26 protein-coding genes and 1 tRNA gene are annotated in these 23,893 nt (G+C 64.3%); 14 read left to right on the top strand and 13 right to left on the bottom strand.

From position 1 onward, the window contains the following. The first annotated feature begins 9 nt into the window (after nt 1-9). The 4 genes from EP837_RS09670 (at nt 10) to EP837_RS09655 (ending at nt 4,089) form a co-directional block, all read left to right on the top strand. Nucleotides 10-414, top strand: coding sequence for a hypothetical protein (locus tag EP837_RS09670; protein ID WP_066526875.1), 405 nt, complete (start codon nt 10-12; stop codon nt 412-414). Between the two features lie 106 nt (nt 415-520). After that, nucleotides 521-1,825: an MFS transporter gene (locus EP837_RS09665; protein WP_066526869.1), complete on the top strand. Its 1,305-nt coding sequence runs from the start codon at nt 521-523 to the stop codon at nt 1,823-1,825. After that, complete coding sequence (cysK, locus tag EP837_RS09660) at nt 1,822-2,751, top strand: cysteine synthase A (RefSeq protein ID WP_066526867.1); 930 nt, start codon at nt 1,822-1,824, stop codon at nt 2,749-2,751. Before EP837_RS09665 ends, cysK begins: the two co-directional genes overlap by 4 nt. A gap of 18 nt (nt 2,752-2,769) precedes the next feature. Further along, nucleotides 2,770-4,089, top strand: a complete 1,320-nt coding sequence (locus EP837_RS09655; protein WP_066526857.1) for a cell wall hydrolase — start codon at nt 2,770-2,772, stop codon at nt 4,087-4,089. Nucleotides 4,090-4,145: 56 nt separating this feature from the next. On the opposite strand, the gene EP837_RS09650 is transcribed toward EP837_RS09655, so the two are convergent. After that, nucleotides 4,146-4,742, bottom strand: coding sequence for a LysR substrate-binding domain-containing protein (locus EP837_RS09650; protein WP_066526855.1), 597 nt, complete (start codon nt 4,740-4,742; stop codon nt 4,146-4,148). Nucleotides 4,743-4,989: 247 nt separating this feature from the next. After that, nucleotides 4,990-5,805 (bottom strand): cold-shock protein, encoded by an 816-nt coding sequence (locus EP837_RS21905; RefSeq protein ID WP_066526852.1) that lies wholly within the window; start codon nt 5,803-5,805, stop codon nt 4,990-4,992. A gap of 237 nt (nt 5,806-6,042) precedes the next feature. Between EP837_RS21905 and EP837_RS09640 the strand changes: the two genes are divergently transcribed. From EP837_RS09640 to EP837_RS09625, 4 genes are all read left to right on the top strand, one after another. Next, nucleotides 6,043-6,660, top strand: coding sequence for a ribonuclease D (locus tag EP837_RS09640; RefSeq protein ID WP_066526849.1), 618 nt, complete (start codon nt 6,043-6,045; stop codon nt 6,658-6,660). Between the two features lie 19 nt (nt 6,661-6,679). Continuing rightward, a complete protein-coding gene (locus EP837_RS09635) occupies nt 6,680-7,324 on the top strand; it encodes an LPS export ABC transporter periplasmic protein LptC (protein WP_066526847.1) in 645 nt (214 codons plus the stop codon). 2 nt (nt 7,325-7,326) lie between these two features. After that, nucleotides 7,327-7,872, top strand: a complete 546-nt coding sequence (locus tag EP837_RS09630) for an LptA/OstA family protein (protein ID WP_066526844.1) — start codon at nt 7,327-7,329, stop codon at nt 7,870-7,872. Nucleotides 7,873-8,009: 137 nt separating this feature from the next. Next, complete coding sequence (locus tag EP837_RS09625; protein WP_225870529.1) at nt 8,010-8,825, top strand: hypothetical protein; 816 nt, start codon at nt 8,010-8,012, stop codon at nt 8,823-8,825. 81 nt (nt 8,826-8,906) lie between these two features. Here EP837_RS09625 and EP837_RS09620 read toward each other — a convergent pair whose 3' ends face one another. From EP837_RS09620 to EP837_RS09605, 4 genes are all read right to left on the bottom strand, one after another. Further along, nucleotides 8,907-9,497 (bottom strand): histidine phosphatase family protein, encoded by a 591-nt coding sequence (locus EP837_RS09620; protein ID WP_066526842.1) that lies wholly within the window; start codon nt 9,495-9,497, stop codon nt 8,907-8,909. A gap of 153 nt (nt 9,498-9,650) precedes the next feature. Beyond that, nucleotides 9,651-10,445: a 3-deoxy-manno-octulosonate cytidylyltransferase gene (locus EP837_RS09615; RefSeq protein ID WP_066526838.1), complete on the bottom strand. Its 795-nt coding sequence runs from the start codon at nt 10,443-10,445 to the stop codon at nt 9,651-9,653. 8 nt (nt 10,446-10,453) lie between these two features. Then, on the bottom strand, nt 10,454-11,461 hold the full coding sequence (locus EP837_RS09610; RefSeq protein ID WP_066529115.1) for a KpsF/GutQ family sugar-phosphate isomerase: 1,008 nt from the start codon (nt 11,459-11,461) through the stop codon (nt 10,454-10,456). A gap of 295 nt (nt 11,462-11,756) precedes the next feature. Beyond that, the gene (locus EP837_RS09605; RefSeq protein WP_066526835.1) at nt 11,757-12,755 is read right to left on the bottom strand and encodes an NAD-dependent epimerase/dehydratase family protein; all 999 of its coding nucleotides are present in this window, start codon (nt 12,753-12,755) and stop codon (nt 11,757-11,759) included. A gap of 191 nt (nt 12,756-12,946) precedes the next feature. Here EP837_RS09605 and EP837_RS09600 point away from each other — a divergent pair, with 191 nt between their 5' ends. Both EP837_RS09600 and EP837_RS09595 read left to right on the top strand, forming a co-directional pair. Next, nucleotides 12,947-14,077, top strand: a complete 1,131-nt coding sequence (locus EP837_RS09600) for a GNAT family N-acetyltransferase (protein ID WP_066526834.1) — start codon at nt 12,947-12,949, stop codon at nt 14,075-14,077. After that, a complete protein-coding gene (locus EP837_RS09595) occupies nt 14,074-14,934 on the top strand; it encodes a cupin-like domain-containing protein (RefSeq protein WP_066526833.1) in 861 nt (286 codons plus the stop codon). The genes EP837_RS09600 and EP837_RS09595 overlap by 4 nt, the downstream gene beginning before the upstream one ends. Here the strand turns inward: EP837_RS09595 and EP837_RS09590 are convergent. From EP837_RS09590 to EP837_RS09580, 3 genes are all read right to left on the bottom strand, one after another. Further along, on the bottom strand, nt 14,912-15,982 hold the full coding sequence (locus tag EP837_RS09590; protein ID WP_066526829.1) for a GNAT family N-acetyltransferase: 1,071 nt from the start codon (nt 15,980-15,982) through the stop codon (nt 14,912-14,914). The two genes, EP837_RS09595 and EP837_RS09590, sit on opposite strands and share 23 nt — an antisense overlap. A 48-nt stretch (nt 15,983-16,030) precedes the next feature. Further along, complete coding sequence (locus EP837_RS09585; RefSeq protein WP_066526826.1) at nt 16,031-16,396, bottom strand: DUF962 domain-containing protein; 366 nt, start codon at nt 16,394-16,396, stop codon at nt 16,031-16,033. A gap of 61 nt (nt 16,397-16,457) precedes the next feature. Then, nucleotides 16,458-17,429, bottom strand: coding sequence for a serine hydrolase (locus EP837_RS09580; RefSeq protein WP_066526824.1), 972 nt, complete (start codon nt 17,427-17,429; stop codon nt 16,458-16,460). Nucleotides 17,430-17,516: 87 nt separating this feature from the next. Here EP837_RS09580 and ung point away from each other — a divergent pair, with 87 nt between their 5' ends. After that, entirely contained in the window at nt 17,517-18,224 is a 708-nt protein-coding gene (gene ung / locus EP837_RS09575) for a uracil-DNA glycosylase (protein ID WP_066526822.1), read from the top strand. A gap of 131 nt (nt 18,225-18,355) precedes the next feature. Here ung and EP837_RS09570 read toward each other — a convergent pair whose 3' ends face one another. Beyond that, nucleotides 18,356-19,027 (bottom strand): spermidine synthase, encoded by a 672-nt coding sequence (locus EP837_RS09570; protein ID WP_066526819.1) that lies wholly within the window; start codon nt 19,025-19,027, stop codon nt 18,356-18,358. Nucleotides 19,028-19,160: 133 nt separating this feature from the next. Between EP837_RS09570 and EP837_RS09565 the strand changes: the two genes are divergently transcribed. Continuing rightward, entirely contained in the window at nt 19,161-19,607 is a 447-nt protein-coding gene (locus EP837_RS09565) for a hypothetical protein (RefSeq protein ID WP_066526816.1), read from the top strand. A gap of 163 nt (nt 19,608-19,770) precedes the next feature. Here the strand turns inward: EP837_RS09565 and rpoZ are convergent, their stop codons facing one another. Beyond that, nucleotides 19,771-20,115 carry a DNA-directed RNA polymerase subunit omega gene (gene rpoZ, locus EP837_RS09560; RefSeq protein WP_066526813.1) on the bottom strand — a complete coding sequence of 115 codons (345 nt, stop codon included), beginning with the start codon at nt 20,113-20,115 and terminating at the stop codon, nt 19,771-19,773. A gap of 123 nt (nt 20,116-20,238) precedes the next feature. Between rpoZ and EP837_RS09555 the strand changes: the two genes are divergently transcribed. Further along, nucleotides 20,239-21,441 (top strand): phospholipase D-like domain-containing protein, encoded by a 1,203-nt coding sequence (locus EP837_RS09555; protein ID WP_066526810.1) that lies wholly within the window; start codon nt 20,239-20,241, stop codon nt 21,439-21,441. A gap of 3 nt (nt 21,442-21,444) precedes the next feature. Here the strand turns inward: EP837_RS09555 and EP837_RS09550 are convergent, their stop codons facing one another. Then, on the bottom strand, nt 21,445-22,275 hold the full coding sequence (locus EP837_RS09550) for a sulfite exporter TauE/SafE family protein (protein WP_066526808.1): 831 nt from the start codon (nt 22,273-22,275) through the stop codon (nt 21,445-21,447). Nucleotides 22,276-22,483: 208 nt separating this feature from the next. After that, nucleotides 22,484-23,599, bottom strand: a complete 1,116-nt coding sequence (gene ald, locus EP837_RS09545; protein WP_066529113.1) for an alanine dehydrogenase — start codon at nt 23,597-23,599, stop codon at nt 22,484-22,486. Between the two features lie 202 nt (nt 23,600-23,801). Between ald and EP837_RS09540 the strand changes: the two genes are divergently transcribed. Continuing rightward, a tRNA-Ser gene (locus EP837_RS09540) sits at nt 23,802-23,892 on the top strand. The last annotated feature ends 1 nt before the right edge of the window (nt 23,893 follow it).

Raw genomic sequence — 23,893 nt, 5'->3', positions numbered from 1 at the left:
AGGAAGAGAATGTCTAGCGCAAGATTCGCCGTCTGCGTCACGACCCTGGCGCTTGCCCTGCCCGGGCATGCGCAGGACTATCGCGACCTTCACCGCGCCGCCGACGCTGCTATTGCCAGCGATATCGTGCGCGACCAACAGGCGGAGCGTGATGCGAAACGGCAACCCTATGGCTCGCCCGGATACGGCCCCATCCGCACCGCTGCAGCAGCGCGGAGCGCGTGCGCGGCCAAGGCCCGCGAAGAAGTCGGACGCGGCTCGAACATCCGGGGAAGAATTACCGCCAGCTCCATGTCCACCGGCTGGGAAGTCGAAGGCGAAGTCGGCCCCTTTGACGATCAACGCTGGGTGCCTTTCGTCTGCTCGGTACGGAACGGGTCGGTGAGCGGCATCCTGCTCGATCCAGACCGCTGAGCGATGGAAGGGAGCACAAAGCAGCGGTTGTGCGGTTCCAAAAACTGCTGTCCTTATTCTCTACCCGCATAGTTGCGTATCGTGGTGCAGGCGCTAAGGAATTCACATGAAGGCCCCTGCCCATCCCCGTCATCCGCTGAGCTTCGGCGATTTCCGGGCCTATCTTCTGGGGCGGCTAGCCGGGGTGCTGGCGCAATATGGGATGATGACGGTCCTCGGATGGCAGGCCTATAACGTCGCCCGGGAAAGCATGAGCACATCCGGTGCCGCCGCGCAGCTGGGCCTGATTGGGCTGGCGCAGTTTGTACCCCTCTTTTTCCTCACCCCCGTCACAGGCTGGATCGCGGATCATTTCGACCGGCGCATGATCGCGCGGCTGACGCTAGCGATGCTGATGACGGCGTCGGCACTGCTGGCGTTCGCGACCTATGAAGGGTGGGTCAGCCTTCCGCTGATCTTCGGCATCGCCGCCATCGTGGGCGTCGCACGCGCGTTCAACGGACCCGCCTATAGCGCCCTCGCGCCAAACCTGGTGCCGCGCGACGTGCTGCCGCATGCCATCGCCATGTCGAGCGTTGCATGGCAGGCAGGAATGATCATCGGTCCAGCCTTGGGCGGATATGTTTATGCGATGACCCCCTGGGGCGCTTATGCCATGGCGTCGGCGCTGTTCGCCGTAGCGCTGGGCGGGATGCTGCTGATCGGCCCGGTGCCGCAACCGCCACGCGACACGAGCCGCCATCCCGTTCGCCAGATGGTCGATGGCCTGACCTATGTCCGTTCCAACCGCCTGGTGCTGTCCACCATTACGCTCGATCTGTTTGCGGTACTGCTGGCAGGGGCAACGGCGCTGCTGCCGGTCTACGCCCGGGATATATTAAAGGTCGGGTCCACAGGTTTGGGGCATCTTGCCGCTTCGCCCGCAGTGGGTGCTGGAATTGTCGCGCTGTTCTTCTCCTTCCGCCCGATGAAATCGGAGGTGGGTCTTAAGATGCTGGCGGCAGTCATAGTCTTCGGGCTCGCTACCATTCTCTTCGGCGCCACCGCATTCATGCCCCGGAATATTGCCGTTGAGATCGGTATCGCCGCGCTGTTGCTGCTCGGGGCGGCGGACATGGTGTCAGTTTATGTACGGCAATCCCTAATCCAGCTTCATACGCCCGATGCCATGCGCGGCCGGGTGTCGAGCCTGTCGCAACTCACCATTTCAGCGTCGAACGAGTTGGGGGAGGCGGAATCAGGGTTCCTCGCCGCTCTCGTTGGCCCTGTCGCTGCGGTAATCGGTGGCGGAATCGGTGCGATTGTCATTACCCTCATATGGGCACGGCTTTTTCCCGAGCTGCGCCTTGCACGCACCTTTGACCCACCCGACCTAAGGGAGGCGGACATCAGCCAGGAGAAGGCCCTATGAAAGCTGCCAACATTCTCGAAACCATCGGCAACACGCCGCATATCCGGGTGAGCCGCCTGTTCGCCGACGCGCCTGCGGGCTCCGAGGTCTGGATCAAGTCGGAACGTTCCAACCCCGGCGGATCGATTAAAGACCGTATCGCGCTGGCAATGATCGAGGCGGCCGAAGCCTCCGGCGACCTGAAACCCGGCGGGACCATCATTGAACCGACATCGGGCAACACCGGCGTCGGTTTGGCCATGGTGGCGGCGGTCAAGGGCTACAAACTGATCCTGGTCATGCCGGAAAGCATGTCGCTCGAGCGCCGGCGGCTCATGCTGGCCTATGGCGCAAGCTTCGACCTCACCCCCCGTGAGAAAGGCATGAAGGGCGCAATCGAACGGGCGCTGGAGTTGATCGAGCAGACGCCGGGCTCATGGATGCCGCAGCAGTTCGAAAATGCCGCCAATATCGATGTGCATGTCCGCACGACGGCGCAGGAGATTGCGACGGACTTTGCCGACAGCCCCATCGACGTGCTGATCACCGGCGTGGGCACGGGCGGCCACATCACGGGGGTTGCCGAAGTGCTGAAGAAGCTATGGCCAAACCTGAAGGTCTATGCGGTCGAACCCACCCTCTCCCCGGTCATCAGCGGTGGCCAGCCGGGTCCGCATCCCATCCAGGGAATTGGCGCGGGCTTCATCCCGGCTAACCTGCACACCCAATTACTCGATGGCGTGATCCAGGTCGATCCGGCCGATGCCAAGGAATATGCGCGGCGCGCCGCGCGGGAGGAGGGTATGCTGGTGGGCATCTCGTCGGGCGCGACGCTGGCCGCGATCGCGCAGAAGCTGAAGGAGCTTCCAGCGGGCAGCCGCGTTCTAGGGTTCAATTATGACACTGGCGAACGCTATCTGTCGGTTCCCGACTTCCTGCCCGAATAGCTTCGCGCCGGAACAGGCATGACCAACGCTTCCATCAGCAACCAGCCGCATCGCGCGATGTGGCTGATATGGTTCCTTCTGTTCGCTGGTCTGCCTGCGCTGGTGGCGAGATGGGAAGCGCGCGCGCCTGCCGCCGACGCTGCGCGAGCGGCGCTGGTGCAGCAGGCGCGGCTGAAGCGGCCGACGACGGCTGCGCCGGTTGTGCAGCCGGTAGAACTTTATGCGCTCGATAGTAATCAGGCGCGGGCATTCAACGAAGCGGTGCCCTTTTCGCGACTGCCTAACCCGGCGGCCCGGCCTTTTGTCTTTGCAGGGTCGGAGGCCGATCTGGCGCGGGCCACTGACTGCCTGGCCGCGGCGCAGCTTTATGAAGCGGGCGACGACGCAGTCGGGGAACGGGCGGTTGCGCAAGTGGTGCTGAACCGTGTGAGGCATCCGGCTTTCCCTAAGACGGTGTGCGGCGTCGTCTTCCAGGGGCAGGAGCGATCGACGGGCTGTCAGTTCACCTTCACCTGCGATGGCGCACTCGCGACGACGCCGGGGCAGGCGGCTTGGGACCGGGCGCGGGAGATCGCCAGGGCGGCGCTGGCCGGCAAGGTGTTCAAGCCGGTGGGTTATGCCACCCATTATCATACCGACTGGGTGGTGCCCTATTGGAGCGGGAGCCTGGACAAGATCGCGGCGGTGGGGACACACCTCTTCTTCCGCTGGCGAGGATGGTGGGGAACGCCGCCCGCCTTCCGCCTGGCCCGCGAAAGTATCGAGCCGATGATCCCCCGGATCGCCCGTCTCTCGATCGCGCATCAGCAGGGCATTGGTGGCCTTCCGGCTATATTGCTGCCGGGGAACGGCGATGCGTTGGCGGCTTTGACGGCCAAACCCCAGGAGGCGATCGGGGCGGAATCCCTGGGGCGGATTATGGGCGGAGTCCGGTTGATCGCGATTGCTCCGGGAGCGAAGAGCTTTCTCGTCGAACTGAGCAAGGCGGCGGCGCCAGAGAGCTGGCCGATGATGGCGCAGACATTCTGCGCAGGTCGGCCGGAATGCCGGATCATGGCTTGGCGAGCGGGGAGCGCGCCTGCCGGATTCCCGCTGTCTGGCGATCAGATGGAAAGCATGAGCTTCGCTTATATCCACAATGCCGGGACCGGATTGCAGCGGGCGCTTTGGAATTGTCAGCAGGATCCGCGGGAGAACAAGGCGGAATGTATGCGGCAGCGGGTGCCGGTGGAGCAGGTCAATGTTCCGCCGCCGTTGACCGGAGTGCGGCGGAAAGAACGGTTCGAGACGGTGAAGATCGTGCCGCCGACGGCGCCGGTGACTGGAAATAGTGAATGAAATAGCGAGAAAAACGGGATTCTGGGCGGAAATTGGAATCCAACTTTTCCTATTTTTCACAAGAGCGCGGTCTTTGGGTCCTTCAGATGGCGGGCCAGGAAGTCGAGGCAAGAGCGGACCTTGGCGGTCTCCCCCTGCGCTCGGAGATAGACGGCGGCGATGGTGGAGGCGGGGAGGCTGAGACCGGCCAGCACCGGCTGCAGCCGTGCGGTGGGGATATCGTCGGCGACTTCCCAAGAGGATTTGATCACGATGCCCGCACCGTCCAGTACCCAGGCCCGCGCCAATTCGCCATCATTAGTGCTGAGCGTGACGCGGGGCGCGGCTCCCTCCCCCGCAATGGAGCGCCAGATTTCCTGCTGCACCGGCCCGACGACGACATTGTCATGGACGGCAAGGTCGCTGACGCTGGACAGCGATCCACGGCGCTGCAGATAGGCGGGCGAGGCGCAAAGCATGCGCGGATTGTCCGTCAGCCACTTCATCTTGAGCGACGAGTCCGGCGGCGGATCGAAATAGATGGCGATGTCGTGGCCGCTCTCCACGATGTTGGGGGTCTGCTCGACGGTTTCCAGATGCACCGCGACGTCGGGATCGAGCAGGCCATAATGGCAGACCAGCGGGGCAAGACGCGTGCGGCCGAGTGGCATCATAGTTTTGGCCCGCGTACGAGCCGTAAAGGTCGCGTGGGTAAACAGGTCTGCTTTACTTTAGAGGCTCAGCTTTCACCCCGCTTGCTGCATCAAAACGGCCAATTCCGATAGCCTAATCCCGGTTGATCGAGCAACTCGCTCCTCATTCAACATCCCCCTTCAACCGCCGATATTCTATACAACAAAAAAGGGGCCGCCGGGCAGGCGACCCCTTCTATCCTCTCCGCGAAAGCGGTCGGGTGTGCTTTTAGTCGGCCTTCGACTGAAGGTTCACGGCGGCATATTTGCCGCGGCGATCGACTTCCAGTTCGAAGTCCAGGCGGTCGCCTTCGTTGAGGGCGGACATGCCTGCACGCTCCACAGCGCTGATGTGGACGAACGCGTCGGGTTGGCCGTCGTCGCGCTGGATGAAGCCGAAGCCCTTCATGGCGTTGAAGAACTTCACGGTGCCGCTGGCGCGTTCACCGGTCAGCTGGCGCTGCGGGCCACGTTCCGCGCCGCCGAAGCCGCCGCGATCACCGCCGAAGCCGCCTGCTCGGGGTTCGCGGGGTGCGCGTTCCTGAACGGGAAGCGGCTCGCCTTCGATCTTGAGGTCGGTCGCCGAAATCTTGCCGCCACGATCCACCAGAGTGAAGCCGAGCTGCTGACCTTCGGCCAGGCCGGTCAGGCCCGCCTGCTCGACAGCGCTGATGTGGACGAACACGTCTTCCGCGCCATCGTCACGGACGATGAAGCCGAAGCCCTTCTGACCATTGAAGAATTTGACTACACCGGTGCCTTCGCCAACGACCTGGGCTGGCATGCCGCCGCCACCACGGCCGCCGCCGAAACCACCACCGCCGCCGCCGCCGAAGCCGCCACCGCCGCTGCGGAAGCCGCCGCCGCCACCGCCGCCGAAGCCGCCGCGATCACCACCGCCGAAACCGCCACGATCACCGCCGAAACCGCCGCGATCGAAACCACCACCGAAACCACCGCGATCGCCGCCGTAAAAATTGTCGTCGCCGAAACTGTCGCGCTTGTCCTTGCCGCGCCCGCCGCGGCGACCTCTATCAAAACTCATGCCCTGTTGGTCACTTTCGCTTCGCCCATACGATAACGGATAAACATGCCGGGCGAAGACATGCAGAATCCACCGCAACACATGCGGTTTGGGAATCACTATATCAACTTTTCAGGGCAGAGCGAATGATTTTAGCCCGATTGCCGCCACATTTCCGAGAATGGGACACGGTGAGGCTTTTCGGCACGTCCAAAAGCGTCGATTGAGTTACGGCCGCTTTCGCCATAGAGGGGTGCGATGAGCGTATATTTTCATGAAGAGGACCTGCCCGAAGGCGTCCTGGCCCCCGGCCCCGTCGCCGTCGATACCGAAACCATGGGCCTGATCACCCCGCGCGACCGGCTGTGCGTCGTGCAGATCAGCGACGGCAAGGGCGACGAGCATCTGGTGCGCTTCATGCCGGGCAGCGACTATGCCGCGCCGAACCTGCGCGCGGTGCTGGCCGATCCGGGGCGGCTGAAGCTCTATCATTTCGGGCGGTTCGACATTGCCGCGATCCGGCATTATCTGGGCGTGGTGGCGGCGCCCGTCTACTGCACCAAGATCGCGTCGCGCCTGATCCGCACCTATACCGACCGCCACGGCCTGAAAGAGCTGGTGCGCGAAATGCTGGGGCAGGAGATTAGCAAGCAGCAGCAGTCGAGCGACTGGGGCGCGCCCATCCTGTCCGACGCGCAGAAGGATTATGCGGCGTCGGACGTGCGGTATCTGCATGCGCTGAAGGCCGAACTGGACAAGAGGCTGGTGCGCGAAGGCCGGATGGAACTGGCGCAGGCTTGCTTCGATTTCCTCCCTCACCGGGCCGAGCTGGACCTGGCGGGTTGGCCGGAGATCGACATCTTCGCGCATATGTGAGGAGCTGCAGCGCTTTTCCATGTCCATTCAGGCCGAACAGCAACGTCACGTCAGGCGTCATTGGGCGCGGCCGGGCGGCAGCCATGACAGGCTGGTCGCGCGGCTGAAAAACTGGCTGCCGATGGCGGTGGGCGTGCTAGCGGCGCTGCTGGTGACGGCGCCCTTCACCGGAGGGGACAAGGTGAGCTTCGTGCTCGACAAGAACAAGGTCGAAGTGGCGAAGGAGCGCATGCGCGTGACCGAGGCGCTCTATCGCGGCGAGGACGGCAAGGGGCAACCCTTTTCCCTGCGCGCGGGCAGCGCGGTGCAGAAAAGCTCGCGCGAGCCGATCGTCGACCTGAATGACATGTCCGCGCGGATATTGCTGAGCGAAGGGCCAGCGGTGCTGAATGCGCGCAAGGGCCGCTATGATATGGACAGCGAGCGGGTGGCGGTGGATGGGCCGGTGCAGTTCGAGGCGGCGGGCGGATACAGGCTGACCACGCGGGACGTTGGCATCGACCTAAAGACGCGGCGTATGCGCAGCGCCGGGCGGGTCGATGGACGCATCCCGATCGGCACCTTCAGCGGCGACCATCTGGAAGCGGACCTGGGCGCGCGGACGGTGACTCTGAACGGCAGGGCAAGCTTGCGCATCGAACAAAATGGCATCAAAGGGCGATAGTGATGAAGAGATCGCGGATCCTGCTATCGACCGGCGCGCTGGGCGCGGCCCTGCTCTATGCTGGCGCTGGGGCGCAGGTGCTGAAAAATCACGACAGCAACGCACCTGTTAATTTCACCGCCGACCGGATCGAGGTGCAGGACCGCGCCGATCGCGTGGTGGTGTCGGGGAATGTCGAAGTGACGCAGGCGGGCATGAAGCTCAACGCCGCGCGCATGACGGTGGCCTATCGCAATGGCGCAGGCGGCAGCGGGGTGGAGGTCGACCGGATCGACGCGTCGGGCAATGTCGTCGTGACCAAGGGGAATGAGACGGCGCGCGGCAATGTGGCGATCTACGACCTTAACAGCCGCCTCATCACGATGCTGGGCAATGTGACGCTGACGCAGGGAGCCAACCGGCTGACCGGCGGGCGGCTGGTGATCGATCTGACCAGCGGGCGATCGACGGTGGATGGGCGGGCTGCGGGCGGCGGGGCTCCAGGCGTGAGCGGCGGTTCGGGCGGGCGCGTGTCGGGCACGTTCACGGTGCCGCAGCGGAAGAATTAAGGTCGTTGCGAGCGCGGTGAGTTGATGGTTTTGCTGCGGCAAAAATGCCACTGTCAACAGACGAATCATGGCGTTTTTAGGGCAAAGTGGTAGAGTAGGAATCAGCGGGGTCGTCTCTCGATTCTGCGAGGTCCATCATGTCACGGTTGCGGATGGCGGCGGGTGCCGCCTGTTGTATCGTTGCGCTCTCTTCAGTCCAGGCAGCCGCCTCGGAAGCGGGGCAGTGCTGGCAGTCCTATGAGGTCGAAGCCGCCAAGGTCCGGGACCTGCATATCATGCTGATGCTGGGCGCGCTGCGCTGCAAGGCGGCGAACAAGGATATTATGGATAAATATGAGGCATTTACCGCGAAGAAGAGTGGGCTGCTGAGCAGCTATAATAATGCGCTCAAGACGCACTTCATGCGGGTGAACGGCATCAGCGACGGGCAGCGCGCCTATGAAGCCTTCAACACTCGGCTGGGCAATAGTCATTCCGGGTTGGTGCAGGCGAAGAGCTATTGCGACATGACGGACACGCTGTTGACCCTGGCCGCCGCGGCGCAGGACGGGGAATTGCCGCAATTGGCGACCAACTTCTCCGAAAGTCAGCTGGGCATCGATGAGGTTTGCGAGGCTGTAGCGGCGCCTGTGGTGGCGGAGGCGACTCCGACGGTTACCCAGGTAACAACGGCCCCTCCGGCGGCGGCCGAGGTCGTGGCGGAAACGGCTGCCCCGCATGAGGCGATCACGGCGACGGATTCGGCTCCTGCAGCGGTGGCGGCTGCCAAGGCTGAGGAGCCAGTTTCGGCGGCGGCGGCTCTGGAGGCCGCGGCCGTGGCTTTGCAGAATGCGGCGGCGAGCCTGAAGGCCCAACCGGCGGCTCCGGCGGCGGATAAACCTGCCCCAGCGGTTCCGGAGGCCAAGCCAGCGGTGATGCAGCCGGTGACGGCGAGTGCAGCGCCTGTTGGGTGAGAAGAGGCATGCCGATGGAGGAAGGAAGCGAGGCAGGACAGCGGGCGAAAGATCAGTGCCGCATCCTTTCCGCTTCCTTGCTTAAGGGCGTTGATCCCAAGCTTGGAGAGTAACTATTCCGTCTTCCCCGATCGCAAGCTCGCCAAAGGCGCCAGTGCGCAGTTTGAGGGATGCAGGAGACAAGCCGAGCGCGAGCAGGGCGAAGCGCGCTGCGCCGTTGCTGGTGACGAGGAGGTCCGCACCCTCCCCTCCCCGCGCGAACCAGTCTTGCCAGGCGGCGACACGGGCCTCCGCATTTACGGTCCAGCCATCGGGCGCGATGCCGCGCTCGTCCCAATCGGTAAGCGCCTGTTCGCCGATGCGGGCGATGACGTCCGATTCCGGGCGGCCTTCGTCTGGGCCATGGTCGATTTCATTGAGCCAGGGGAGCGTGCCGTCCGGGGCATGCCCTATGGCCGCGCCGATCCGCGCGGCGGTTTCGGTGGCGCGTTGGAGCGGGCTGCTGTGGAGATGGGCGGCCGTCAGCTTCTGGGCGGCGAACCATTGGCCGAGGCGGTCGGCCTGAGCGCGGCCGCTTTCGACGAGCAGCAGGTCCGTGCCCGCGCCGATGCGGCAGGCGGTGGCGCTGCTTTCGAAGGTGTTTCCGTGGCGGATGATGAAGATGCGGCGCATGGGGTTGGTTTAGGGCTTTGTGCGGTGGAGAGGAATGGGCAGCTCCATTGAGAAGAAGTGGAGCCCTCCGACAGGCTCAGGGCGAGCGGGCAGAGGGTTGACGGTTATATCGCTTCTGACTTCGCTCGAAACGAACGGAGGGTGAAGGCGTCGTCAGATCGGCGTGGGATCGCCGTGGGTCGCAATCAGGGCTTCGACGCGCTCGATATCGGCTTGCGTGTCGATGCCGCTACTGTCGAACAGGGGCGGATCAATGGCGACGGTGGTGATGGGGATGCCAAGTTCGATCAGGCGCAGCTGTTCGAGCCCTTCGAAATTTTCGAGCGCGGTCGGCGGGGTTTCTTCGAACCGTTTGAGGGCGTCGAGTGTGAAGCCATAAAGGCCGACATGACGCCAAACGGGCGATAAGGGCTGGCTGGCGCGCACGGCGTCTTCGTTGCGGATGGCGGGGATGATCGTTTTCGAGAACCAGAGGGCGCGGCCATCGGGTGCGCGGGCGCAGGTCGTGCCGCTGAAGGGCGATCGGCGCTTATGATCGCGAAGCGCGTCGAGGGCGTACCAGTCGAGCGCAATGACGGGGGTGGCGACCTCTGCCCCTGATTGAAGCGCGGCGAGGACGGCGCGCAGCGCGCCCTGCGGCTGAAAGGGGGAATCCCCCTGGAGGTTGACGACGAAGCGCGGCGGTGTGGGACGTTGCAGTGCAGCGGCAAGCGCCCGACCCGAACCCGTTGCGACTGCGCTGGCGGTCATGGCGGCGTCGCACCCGGCGGCGCGAGCGTGATCGGCGATTTCCTGGTCATCGGTCGCAACGACCAGTTCCGTGTCAGGCAGCCCGCCGATCGCCGCGCGAGCCATGGCGATGGTCCGGTGCAGCAATGTGCGCCCGGCGATCAGGCGCAGCGGCTTGCGCGGCAAACGGGATGAACCCGCGCGCGCCGGGATGACGATGATGCTGTTCAGGCGACCCCGGCGTGAAGCAAGTCATGCATGTGGACCGCCCCAACCAGACGGCCGCCTTCGCAGACGAAGAGCAGGGTGATGTTGTGCAGATGCATTAGGCGGATCGCTTCGGACGCCAGTTCGTCGGGGCCGACGGAGAGCGGCGGCACGGTCATGAACCGGCCCACCGCCTCAGTCAGTTGCTGGGTGCCGGTGACGGTGCGGCGCAAGTCGCCATCGGTGAAGGCCCCGATGAGTTCCCCATTCTGGTTGATTACCGCCGTACCGCCGAGCCGCCCACGCGTCATTTCTATGGTGGCGTCGAGCAGCGAGGCATCTTCGCGCACGCGCGGCACGGCCTCGCCCGCCGCCATCAGGTCGCGGACCTTCAAAAGTTGCGCGCCGAGGCGGCCGTTAGGATGGAATTTGTGGAAATCGTCGGCCGAAAAACCGCGCATTTCCATGAGCGCAATGGCGAGCGCGTCGCCAAAGGCCATCTGCACCGTGGTCGATGTGGTCGGCGCCAGTTCATTGGGGCAAGCTTCGCGAACAGCGGGCAGCAGGACGCAAACGTCCGAGGCGCTGGCCACCGTACTTTCCCCCCGCGCGGTCAGGCCGAGCAGCGGGATGCCGAAGCGTTTGCAATATTGGATGATGGGGCCAAGTTCGTTGGACTCGCCCGAATGGGACAGCATCAGCACGATGTCGTCCGGCGTCACCATGCCAAGGTCGCCATGCCCCGCATCAGCCGGGTGCATGAAGAGGGCGGGCGTACCCGTCGATGTCAGCGTCGCCGTCATCTTGCGCGCGACGATGCCGCTTTTGCCCATGCCGGTGACGATCAGGCGGCCCCGCACATTCATGATCATCCCGACCATACGCAGGAAGATGGCAGCGAAATCGCGATCCGAGAATTTGGCTTCCAGAGCATTCAACCCATGGGACGCGACTGATAAGGTTCTGCAGGCCGTTTCCACAATCCGGCTGCCTGAACCAAAAGGCACGATTTTCGATACTGTCGACACGTGTTCGCCCTTTTTTCCATGTAGCGCCGCCGGGTTGTCCCGCGCTGACTCAATCATGGCGGCAGTGGCCATGATTGGCACACCGCCCTTACCTCATTTCGCGACCCATTTTCGGCTGCAAGCCGACCCCGCCGAAAGAAATAGGCCGTTTGAGAGCGGAATGGCAATTCCTTTTGCTAACGCGAACGAAAATAGCGCGCCTTTATTGCCACATCGGATGCAAATCATTGCTCTTTTGTAGATAAGCGGAACTTTTAAAGCGCGCGCGCGTAGTGGCGCGGTTTTCCCGTCGCGATCAGTCTGCGTGATAGTCCCGATACCAGGACACGAAGCGCGGCACGCCGACGTCTATGCCGGTGGCGGGCGCGAAACCGATATCGTGAGCGATCGCGCTGGTGTCGGCAAATGTGGCCGGAACGTCGCCCGGCTGCATCGGCTGGAAATCAATCTCCGCCTTGCGGCCAATCGCTTGTTCCAGCACGGAAATCAGGTGCATCAACTCTTCGGGCCGATTGTTGCCGATATTGTAGAGCCGATGCGGCGATCGGCTGCCGCCAGCCTTGGGCGCCCCGTCGTCGGCGGGCGCATGATCGAGGCACCCGATCACCCCGCTGACGATATCGTCGATATAGGTGAAGTCGCGCTGCATCCGGCCATGGTTGAATACGGGAATGGGATCCCCTGCGAGGATCTTCTTCGTGAAGATCCACATCGCCATGTCTGGACGGCCCCAAGGCCCATAGACGGTGAAGAAGCGCAGGCCCGTCATGGGGATGCGGAAAAGATGGGCATAGGTTTCGCTCATCAATTCATCGGCGCGCTTGGTGGCCGCGTAGAGCGAGACCGGATGATCGGCGCGATCCTCGACCCGGAAAGGCAGCACGTCATTGCCGCCATAGACGGACGAGGAAGAAGCATAGACCAAGTGCCGCACCCGCCGTTCCCGCGCCAGTTCCAGCATGTTGACATGGCCCGCGAGATTGGAGCGGACATAGGCATGCGGGTTGATCAGCGAATAGCGCACGCCCGCCTGCGCGCCCAAATGGATGATCGCCTCCACCGCATGACCCGCAAGCGCGGCATTGAGCGCATCCATGTCCGCGAAATCCAGCTCCGCGAAGGTGAAGAGCTTGCCATGGCGTTGCTGCAACGCGGCGATCCGGTCGCGCTTCAGCGACACCGGATAATAATCATTCATATTATCGATGCCGATCACCGCTCGCCCTGCCGAGAGAAGCTGGTCGGCGACGGCCATGCCAATGAAGCCTGCGGCGCCGGTGACGAGAATGGTCATGCAGCCACCGCCGCACGTGACAGGATCGGGTCGGTCGCCATGGGAATCTCTTTCAGCGGTGGGATCTTAGCCATCCTGTAAACAGACAATCCGGGGCGTGATGTAAAGAGCTTTCCCCCAAAGAGGCGGGCGGCTGACCCAAATGAGTCAGTTTAGCCTTTCCCTAATCATTGATGCTTATGCGCTGTGTCATGGACATGGCATCCCACCCCCTGGCCAGCGGCAACCGCGCCTATGGTCCGGCGCAGCGCGCGCGCTGGACGGACCTGGCGGCGCAAGCGGCGGAAGCCAACGCCTTTTATGCACCCGACATGCTGTGCGCCGCGCTCGATCATCTGGCGGGCGCGCCGGGCGTGCGGTTAGTGGAAGCGCAGGCGGGAGGCGAACTTATCGGGCTGTTGCCGGTGATGGTGACGCCCCGTCATGGGCGGCTGCCGGTCGCCTGCGTGGGCAATTGGATGCACGACCATTGTTTCTTCGGAGCGCCGCTGATCCGGCGGGGGCAGGAAGTGGCGGCCTGGCGCGGATTGCTGGCGCAGTTGGACGCGGCGCATTGGGCGGCGGGCTTTCTCTATCTGCAGGGGCTGGATGCGGCGGGCGCCAATGCCGCGGCGCTGGAGGCGCTATGCGTCGAGCAGCGGCGCGGGCGGCGCGAGGTACACCGTTATGACCGGGCGATGCTGCGCTCTGCGCTGGATGCGGAGAGCTATTGGGAAACGCATGTGCGCGCAAAGAAGCGCAAGGAGATCAGGCGCTTGCAGAAGCGGCTGGCAGAGCTGGGGACGGTGGAGCAGCGGCTGCTGGCAGACCGGGCGGAGCTGCCGCATTGGTGCGCCGATTTCCTGGCGCTGGAGGCGTCGGGCTGGAAGGGACGCGAGGGGACGGCACTTGCCTGCTCAGCCAATGACGCGGCCTTTTTCCGGGCGGCATGCGCGGCTGCTTTCGATGCGGGGCGGCTGCATTTCCTGCGCATCGATCTGGATGGGCGTGCGATCGCGATGCTGGCCAATTTCCGTCATGGCGAGGGCGCTTTTTCCTTCAAGATCGCCTTTGACGAGGAATTGGGGCGCTTTTCGCCGGGCGTGCTGATCGAGCTGGCGAACCTGTATGCGGTGCAGGGCGATCCGGGGATCGCGTGGATGGACAGCTGCGCGGCCGCGGATCATCCGATGATCGACAGCCTGTGGGCGGAGCGGCGGACGATCGTGCAATATCGCATCGCGCTGCGCGGGCGGGGTTTTCAGCGCGTGGGGCGCGCGGCGGCCTTTGCGCTTGCCAATGGGGCGGAGGCGATCGCCAGCCGCGTGAAAGGATTGTCATGACTGCCCATTCGCCGATCGCGGCGCAGATTTTCCCCGACGAGGCGCGGGGCGTGTTCGCGGCCGTTTATCCCGATGAGGCGGCGAAGCTGTCGCACGGGCTGGCGGGGCATCCGCTGCTGTCGATCGAGGCGCTCGCCGGCTTGGCGGAGCGGATGCCCGCCGCGTCCGTCGAATATAATCTGGGCAAGCTGCCGCTGGGCGTGCGGCCGGAGGATACGCCATCCAACGGGCTGAGCCTGGGCGAGACGATCCGGACGATCGAGACCAATGGCAGCTGGGCGGTGCTGAAGAATGTCGAGCGGGACGCGGCCTATGGCGCGCTGCTGGACGCGGCGCTTGCCGAACTGGCGCCGCTGGTCGAGGCGCGGACGGGGGCGATGCTGAACCGGGAGGCGTTCATCTTCCTGTCCTCGCCGGGTAGCGTGACGCCGTTCCACATGGACCCGGAGCATAATATCCTGCTGCAGATCCGGGGCGAGAAGGTGATGACCGTCTTTCCGGCGGGGGACGAGGAATTGGTGCCTGCGCTGCAGAGCGAGGCGTTTCACGCGGGCGGGCACCGGAACCTTGTGTGGCGGGAGGATTTCCACGGGCGTGGGATGGCGGTTAAGCTGCTGCCGGGCGATGCGATCCATGTGCCGGTCAAAGCGCCGCATTTTGTGGAGAACGGCACGGGGGTGTCGGTCAGCCTGTCTGTGACATGGCGTTCGGAGCGGAGCGTCGCGGAAAGTGAACTGCATGGCCTGAATGCGCTGATGCGGCGGCGGGGATTGCCGACTGGGCGGATCGGGGCGCGGCCTGAGCGGCAGGGCGTCCGGCGGCTGGCCTATCGCATCACGCGGAAGCTGGGCGTTTAGCCAAGCGGCGGAGCAGCGCTTCGGCCTCGAGCCGGGGTGAAAAGCGTTCGATCTGCCACCATTCCAGCGCTTCCTCGCGGGTGGCGAGGCTTTGTTTGTAACGGTCCTTGCCTGCCAGCAGGGAGTAGAGCCCGAGGTGGCGATCGGCATAATGCGCGACGGCTGCGGCGTGGCAGAGCAGGCCCGGCTTGTCCTTGGGTGTGCGCGGGGCGGCGAAGGCGGATTGATAGTTCATCGCCTGGCCGCGATGGATGAAATTGACGAGCAGCCCGACTGTGCCGCCATCATCGGTGAAGCGGAGCAATTCGACTTCTCCAGTCACCCGGCCGCGTTCTACGAGGATGGCGACGAAGCGGCGGAAGGCGGGGTCGGCCCAGGCATTGTCGTCGTGGCGGCCCTCGTTGAGGACGCGCATGTCCTCCAGCCAGCTTTCCGCCTCCGGAGCGCTTTGAGCGGCGGCGATGTTGGGCATGCCGCCATGGTCCTTGATCGCGCGCCGGATCTGGCTGCGGGTGTTGGCGCTGAGCAGTGAGAGATAATCGCCCGCCGCAGCCCGCACGGCGTCGAGGTCAACCTGATAGACGGGCGAGCGGTCCAGGCGGGTGGCGCGGCGCAGCGACAGGCTGAGCAAGGGCGAATTCGGCGCGATGCCGCTGACGCGCAAGGCGCGCCAGTCGGCACGGCGGAGGAGTGCGGCGTGGAAAGCCTGGGCCGCTCGCCCTTCCCTGCCGGTCGCGGTGAGCAGGCCATTATATTCGACATAGGGACGATCAGCGGCGGGGTCGCCCGACTGGTTGAGCGAAAGCGTCGCGCAGCGGCCAAGCAGGCGGGGCTGCATCGCGTGACCGATAAGCGCAAGGGCGACGTCTTTCCCCTCCTCATCCGTGACCGTCAGGAGATCGGGTCGAACGCCGTAGCTTTCCAGCCAGCTGCCAGTCCAGGTCCATCCCACGAAAAAGGACGCATCGGACGCCCCCTCCAGCGCCTGCCAGCGCGGCGCCAATTCAGCTGTATCGGGCAAGCAGGAAAAGTGGGCGGTAAGGGCCATCGCCGCCTCTTGTGACAGAGCCGCCGAAGCGGTCAAGTCATGGGCGCGTCAGAGATGCCGCCGCATCTGCGGATCGACCGATCCATCGCGCCGCACCCCCGCCCGAGCCAATTCGCGGCCCATGCGGCCGGTGAGAAAACGGAACCACATGCGAAAGTCCGCGCGAAGCGACCAGAACGGATGACGGAAGGTGGCGGGCCGGTTCCGTTCGATCAAACCATGGCCGATCCAGGCGAAACCGTAGCCGGCGAACGGCAGGGCGGGAATGATCCACCAACGGCCGGTTAGGGGGAGCGCCGCCAGCAACAGGATAACCATGCTGGTCCCGGCATAATGCAGCGCCCGCGTAGCAGGACGGGCATGTTCCTGCAGATAATAGGGCCAGAATTCGCTGAACGCCGCAATATCGCTCATCATCTCCCCCTCCGGGCCGACAGAGCTAGGGCTGGGCTCGGTCCGAGTTAAGGGGGATGCGTCAGGCCGTGCGCAAATCGGGAGCGAAGAGGAAATAGTCGTAAGCGGCGCGCGCCACTTCCGCCATGATGCGGTCGCGGGCAGCGTGACCGCGATGATCCTTCATGACGAACACCGAAATGGCGATCATCCGCCCGTCCGGTAGCGTGATGATCCCCGTGTCATTGCCAAGGCCGTTGAGCGTCCCGGTCTTGTGCGCGACCGGCGTTCCGGGCGGGAGCATGCCGACCAGACGCGCCTTGCCGGTCTTGCAGCGGGACATGATGCCCAGCAGCATGGCGGTGCTGGCGCCCTTCAGCGCCTTGCCATGCTGGATGGCGGAGAGAAGGTCGTTCATTGCGCGGGGCGTCGAGGTATCGCGCGGGTCCGCAGCGAAGGCGATGTTGGGCATGTCGCGCGCGTCCCGCAGGCGTGAGGACAGCGTGCTTTCCGCCTCATCGCCCGCCGACCCGCCGCCGAGCTTGGCGCGGGCGAGAAGCTGGGCCGTGTTGCTGTCCACCCGTTGGCCGCGAATGCCGATCGATTGGAGCCAGCCATTGACGGCCTGCGGACCGCCCGCGCGTGCGACCAGCGCATCGGTCGCTTCATTATCGCTGCGCGTCAGCATGAGGTCGAGCAGCATCGTGACGGTCAGCGGCGTGCCCAGGCGCGCGAGTTTTTCATCGAAGCGCAGCGTGCCCGCATCGGCGAGCGACAAAATCTTGCCCGCCACCGCGACCTTATAGGTGCTGGCCATGGGAAAGAGCGTATCGCCGTTGAGCTGAAGCGTCTCCCCGTTGTTCAGGTCGCGTACCGCGATGCCGACCGTGCCGTCGCTCAGCGTCGCAAAGCGGGCAAATTCGCCAAGCAGCCGCGACTGCGCGGTCTGCTGCACCATATTGGGCTTGGGACCGAAAGCATCGGCCGTAGGCAGGGGCGCCAGAAACAGGCCAAGGCCCGCCAGAAAGGCGGCAGTGAAAGAAAAACGCGGCATGAACCTTCTTTCCCCGATTCGCGCGGCCGGAGCAAGGCTGTTTGCGCGGGTTGACAGGGTTGCGCCGACAGCGTCATCACGCCCGGCATGACCGCAATGATCAAGCTAGACGAAAGCTGGCGCGCGCCGCTGCGCGAGGAATTCGACCGCCCCTACATGCAGGCGCTCAAGCAGTTTCTGGCGGAGGAGAAAGCGTCGGGAAAACGCATCTTCCCCAAGGGCAGCGAATATTTCCGCGCGCTCGACCTGACGCCGCTCGACAAGGTAAAGGTCGTGATATTGGGGCAGGACCCCTATCATGGCGAGGGGCAGGCGCATGGCCTGTGCTTCAGCGTGCAGCCGGGGGTGCGGACGCCCCCGTCGCTGGTCAATATCTACAAGGAATTGAAGAGCGACCTGGGCCTCACGCCGCCGCGCCATGGATTTCTGGAGCATTGGGCGCAGCAGGGGGTGCTGCTGCTGAACAGCGTGCTGACGGTGGAGATGGGCCGGGCGGCATCGCATCAGAAGCGGGGCTGGGAAGAGTTTACCGACGCGATCATCCGGCTGGTCAACAGCCAGGCGGAGCCGGTCGTGTTCCTGCTGTGGGGTGCCTATGCCCAGCGCAAGGCGGCATTTGTCGATGAGACGCGGCATCTGGTGCTGAAGGCGGCGCATCCTTCGCCGCTGTCTGCGCATAACGGCTTTTTGGGGTGCCGGCATTTTTCGAAGGCCAACGCCTTTCTGGAAGCGAAAGGGCGCGGGGCGGTGGATTGGGCTTTGCCGGAATGTGAGGTGGGGGTGAGCGGCCTTTAGCTCCGTCACCTCGGGCTTGAGCCGGGGTCGCGCTATTTTAAAATTGGATAGCGTAAGGAAGCGGGACCCCGGATCAAGTCCGGGGTGACGAGATTAGGTGATCAAGTTCGTTCGCTTCGAACGGAGGCCGGTCAGCGTTTTTGCGCGAACCAGATGACATGGCGGGGGCCCTTGCCATTGTCGCGCGCCTTGACCGCTACTTCATCGACTAGGAAACCGGCATCGCGCAGGCGGCGGGTGAAGGCGGCGTCCGGGGCGGCGGACCAGATGGCGAGGATGCCGCCGGGCTTCAGCGCGGCCTTCGCGATGGCGAGGCCACCGGCCGAATAGAGCCGGTCGTTGGCGGGGGCGGTCAGGCCGTCCGGGCCGTTATCGACGTCGAGCAGGATCGCGTCATAGCTGCCGCGCGCCGAGGCGATTTCGGCCGCCACATCGCCTTCGATCAGCCGTACGCGAGGATCGTCGAGACAGCCTGCGGCAAGCTCCGCCATCGGCCCGCGCGCCCAGGCGATGATCTTGGGCACCAGCTCAACGAGCGTGACGCGGCCGCCCTGCCCCAGTTCGGCCAAGGCGGCGCGCAGCGTGAAGCCCATGCCATAGCCGCCGATCAGCAAATGCGGGTCCTTGCGCCCCTTGAGGCGCTCCAACGTCATGACGGCGAGCGCCTTTTCCGATCCGCTCATGCGGCTGCTCATCAGTTCATTGCGGTCGAGGACGATCATGTGATCGGCCCCGCGGCGGTAGAGCTTCAATTCCTGTCCGCCCGGCACAGGGGCGGTGTCGATGAGTTCGCGCGGCGTCACTATGAGGTCCTTCCTTGGTCACAGGCGCATGACAGCTTGCCGGGGCGCACGCAAATTTTCTGGCGCAAGTGAGTATAGGCCCCTATCTCGCGGGCCAGCCCTTCCCCCGACCAGCCAGGCAGTCATTTTCCCAATGCGTTATTTCCTCGACACCGAATTCAACGGATTTGCGGGCGCGCTGATCAGCGTCGCGCTGGTGCCGGAATTTGGCGACGATGAATTTTACGTGTCGCTGCCGCTGGCGGAGGAGCCGCATGGCTGGGTCCAGCGCAACGTGATCCCCTATCTGCGCCATGTTCCGCCGGGGATCGACATGGAGCTAAGCCGGGTCGAGGCGGCGCATCACCTCGCCGACTATCTGGCGGGCGATCCCGATCCTGTCATCGTGGCGGATTGGCCGGAGGATCTGGCGCATTTCTGCGCGCTGCTGGTGACGGGGCCGGGACAGATGGTGGATATGAACGGGCTGCAGTTGCAGCTGGTAAACGCGGCGGGCTTCAGTGCGGCGGCGAACAGCCGTATTCCGCACAATGCGCTGCATGATGCGCGCGCGTTGCGGGATTTTTGTTTGGGAAATTAACGGAGCAATCCGCGTTACAGCGGCGCTCATGATCCGTCACCCTGGGCTTGAGCCGGGGAGACAAAGCAGTGGGCGTCCTCTTCATGGCGCCCCAAAACGGATCGAGGCCCGGTCCTGCTTGCGCAGGCCGAGCCCCATTCCCTCTCCAAACCGATGTTAGTGATCAGCCGTCGTAGTCGCCGCCGACATTCTGGTTGCGCGGCGGGGCGGCGGCGGTCAGGCGCAGGGCCTCCGCCGACTGGGCGATCGAACCGATTTCGTCGGGCGTGTCGTCATCGTCGATCTGCACCTTCTGCAGCGAACCAACAAGCGAATCATGAAGATCCGCCGGGAGGACCGTTTCTTCAGCGATCTCGCGCAGGGCGACGACGGGGTTTTTATCGCGGTCGCGGTCCAGCGTCAGTTCGGCCCCGCCAGAAATCTCACGGGCGCGCTGCGCCGCAAGAAGGACGAGATCAAAGCGATTGGTAACCTTGTCGACGCAATCTTCGACGGTAACGCGGGCCAAACGGGCGCTCCTGACAAAGGAATGAAAATCGTGAGGCCCGCGCCTAACAGCGGCGTCCCCGAGAGTCAATGAAAAGCCCATAAAGCCGTGGCGCGGCGCGACAATTGGGGGCATGAACGGGATATGGCGACCCACCGGCAGTCCACAGCGAAGCGTGAAGAGGCCGGGATCAGCCTGTCCATCGGGGCCAATCGGCTGAGAGTGATCGAAAATGGCCCGGCACTGCGCGAGGCCCTGATCGGGCTGATTGACGGCGCCACGGACAGTCTGAAGCTCTATTATTATATCTTCGCCGATGATGAGAGCGGGCGGATGGTGCTCGACCGGCTGGTGGCGGCGCGCGGGCGCGGCGTCGCGGTGACACTGATGATCGACGCTTTCGGATCGGCGGATACACCAGCGGCCTTCTTCGATCCGCTGCTCAAGGCGGGCGGTCATTTCGGGCGTTTCGGCGCGCGCCGATCGACGCGCTACCTGATCCGCAACCATCAGAAGATGACCATCGCCGACGACCGGCGGCTGCTGCTGGGCGGCTTCAATGTCGAGGATGCCTATTTCGGATTGCCGGAGGATGACGCCTGGGTGGACCTGGGGCTGATCCTCGAAGGACCGCAGGTGGGGGCGATGAGCACCTGGTTCGGGCAACTGTGGCGATGGGTCTCCACCAAGCGGCAGCGTTTCCGCACGCTGCGGCGGATGGTGCGGCACTGGCATCCTTCCCTGCATCACGATCCAGCCGATCCGATGCGCTGGCTGATCGGCGGGCCGACCCGGCGACTGAGCCCCTGGGCGCAGGTGGTGAAGCATGATCTCGAAAAGGCCAGCCGGGTGGACATGGTGGCGGCTTATTTCTCGCCCGGACGCGGCATGTTGAAGCGCATCGCGCGGGCAGCGAAGCGGCAAGGCGCGCGGCTGATCCTGCCGTCGCGATCCGACAATGGCGCGACCGTGGCCGCGGCGCGGCTGCTCTACGGCCCGCTGCTCCGGCGTGGGGTGGAGATTTGGGAATATCAGACCTGCAAGCTGCACATGAAGCTGATCGTCATCGACGATGCGGTCTTCATCGGGTCAGCCAATTTCGACATGCGCAGTCTGTTCCTGAACCTGGAGATCATGCTGCGGATCGAGGACAAGGCTTTGGCGCAGGAAGCGCGGGACTTCATCAGCCGCCGCGCGGGCGAGAGCCGGCAAGTGACGCTCGAAAGCTATAAGGCCCAACGCGGCGTGCTGACGCTGATCAAGCAGTGGATCAGCTATTTCCTGGTCGGCGTGCTGGATTATACCGTCACGCGCCGCCTGAATTTCCGCAATCCTGACGCCGATTGACGATCACATGTGGATCGCGTTGCGGAACATGATGCAGGCGATGATCACGAGATAGATGCCGAATATCCGCTTCAGCAGATTGGCGGGCAGGCTGTGCGCGGCGGCAACGCCGAGCGGCGCGGTGAGGATCGACATGGAGGCGATCGCCAGCGTAGCCGGCATGTTGACGAAGCCGAGCGACCCCCAGGGCAGGCCCGTTTCCTTAAGCCCGATCAGCGCGAAGCCGATGGCGCTGGGAATGGCGATCAGCGTACCGATGCCCGACGCGGTCGCGATGGCGCGATGAATGGAACGGCCGCACAGGGTCATCACCATGATGGCGATCGTGCCGCCGCCGATGCCGAGCAGCGCGGAGAAAGTGCCCAGGCCCCCGGCGATGCCGACGCGGGCGATGCCGGAAGGCATTTCGTCGCTGATCACCTTGCCGCCGACCTTGGGCAGCAGGAAATTCAAGGACATGAGGAAGACGCCCGACGCGAAGATAATCGTCAGCACGCGGCCGTCCACATGCCCCGCCAGCAACACCCCTACCCCGTCACCCAATATGATCCACGGCGCCCACGCCCTCAGCACTTCGAACTCCACCGCGCCGCGCTTGGCATGAGCGAGCAAGGAACGGATCGACGTGACGATGATCGTGGCGGCCGACGTGCCGATGGCGACATGGGCGACCGCTTCATGCGTGCCGCCCAGCAAGGGCAGCACCACGAACAGCGCCGGCACCACGACGAAGCCGCCCCCGATGCCGAAGATGCCAGCCGCGAAACCCGCGAAAAGCCCCGCGCCCAGCATGGCGGCGAGCGGCACGAACCAGTTGATGAGGTCGCCGTGCATCAGCGCACCCCCCTGCTGCGATGCAGGACAGAGCGCGGCGGCAAGGCGGCAATGCAAATATGTTGGACCATGTCGGGGTAACCGGGCCTCTCTTCGTCGAATGTGCTTGGTTGGGGGCAGGGAACCAGACTGCCCCCGACAAGCAAGACGAACGAGGCCGGGGAACCCGCAAGGCTGCGGGAAAAGATTAGGAGCGGCTAAGCGCGTGTCAGCCCAGCGCCTCCTGCGCGGGCGTGTAGGGCAGGTCGAGCGCCTGCGCGACGGCTTGATAGGTCACCTTGCCGTTCCATACGTTCAGGCCCGCGAGAAGATGCGGGTCGGACCGCAGCGCTTCCTTCCACCCCAGGTCGGCGATGCGCAGCGCATGGGGCAGCGTCACATTGTTGAGCGCATAGGTGCTGGTGCGCGCGACCGCGCCCGGCATGTTGGCGACGCAATAATGGACGATGCCATCGACCACATAGGTGGGTTCGGCATGGGTGGTGGCATGGCTGGTTTCGAAACAGCCGCCCTGGTCGATCGCGACATCGACCAGCACTGCGCCCTTCTTCATGGTCTTGAGCATGTCCGCTGTCACCAGCTTCGGCGCGGCGGCCCCCGGAATGAGGACAGCGCCGATGACCAGGTCCGCGTCGGCCACGCATTCGGCAAGGTTGGCGCGGTTGGAAAAGCGGGTCTTGGCCCGCGCTTCGAAATAGATGCCGAGCTTTTCGAGCACCTCGGGGCTGCGGTCGAGTATCGTGACGTCAGCGCCAAGGCCCGCCGCCATCTGCGCCGCATTGAAGCCGACGACGCCGCCGCCGATGACGCAGACCTTGGCTGGAAGCACGCCGGGCACGCCGCCCAGCAGCACGCCCCGGCCGCCATTCGCCTTTTCAAGCGCGGTCGCGCCCGCCTGGATCGCCATGCGTCCAGCAACCTGGCTCATGGGCTTTAGCAGCGGCAGGCCGCCATGATCGTCGCTCACCGTTTCATAGGCGATGCAGGTCGCGCCCGACGCGATAAGGTCGCGGGTCTGCTCCGGATCGGGGGCGAGGTGAAGATAGGTGTAGAGTATCTGGCCGGGCCGCAGCATCGCGCGTTCCTCGGCCTGGGGCTCTTTCACCTTCACGATCATCTCGGCAGCGGCGAAAACCTCGCGCGCCGACGGGACGATCTCGCCCCCGGCCTTTGCGTATAACGAGTCATGCGCGCCGATCCCGTCGCCCGCGCCGGTTTCCACCAGCACCTGATGGCCATGGGCGGTCAGCTCATGCACGCTCTCAGGCGTCAGGCCGACGCGATATTCGTGATTCTTGATCTCCCGTACCGTGCCTACAATCATGTTCAGCCTTTCCATCCCTGAGGGCATATCGTCGTCAGGGATTTTATCGCCGGGCAAGCGACGATTGTTCCGGAATCGGGCCTGCGACCGGAACGATCTCCTTATCCGATATAGTCTGCCGGAACGGAATTACAGGAGGCATATCAACCACCCCTTGCCTAGCGCCGCGCTGCACGATAGGGAGCCGCCTTCCAGTGCATGCGGAGCGGTGGCCGAGTGGTCGAAGGCGCTCGCCTGGAAAGTGAGTATACGTCAAAAGCGTATCGAGGGTTCGAATCCCTCCCGCTCCGCCAG

Origin of the sequence: Sphingobium sp. EP60837, from assembly GCF_001658005.1 — a bacterium.
GTDB classification, from domain to species: Bacteria; Pseudomonadota; Alphaproteobacteria; order Sphingomonadales; family Sphingomonadaceae; genus Sphingobium; species Sphingobium tyrosinilyticum.
The sequence above is the reverse complement of the archived record's forward strand: the minus strand, read 5'-3'. Positions and strand labels throughout refer to the sequence as shown.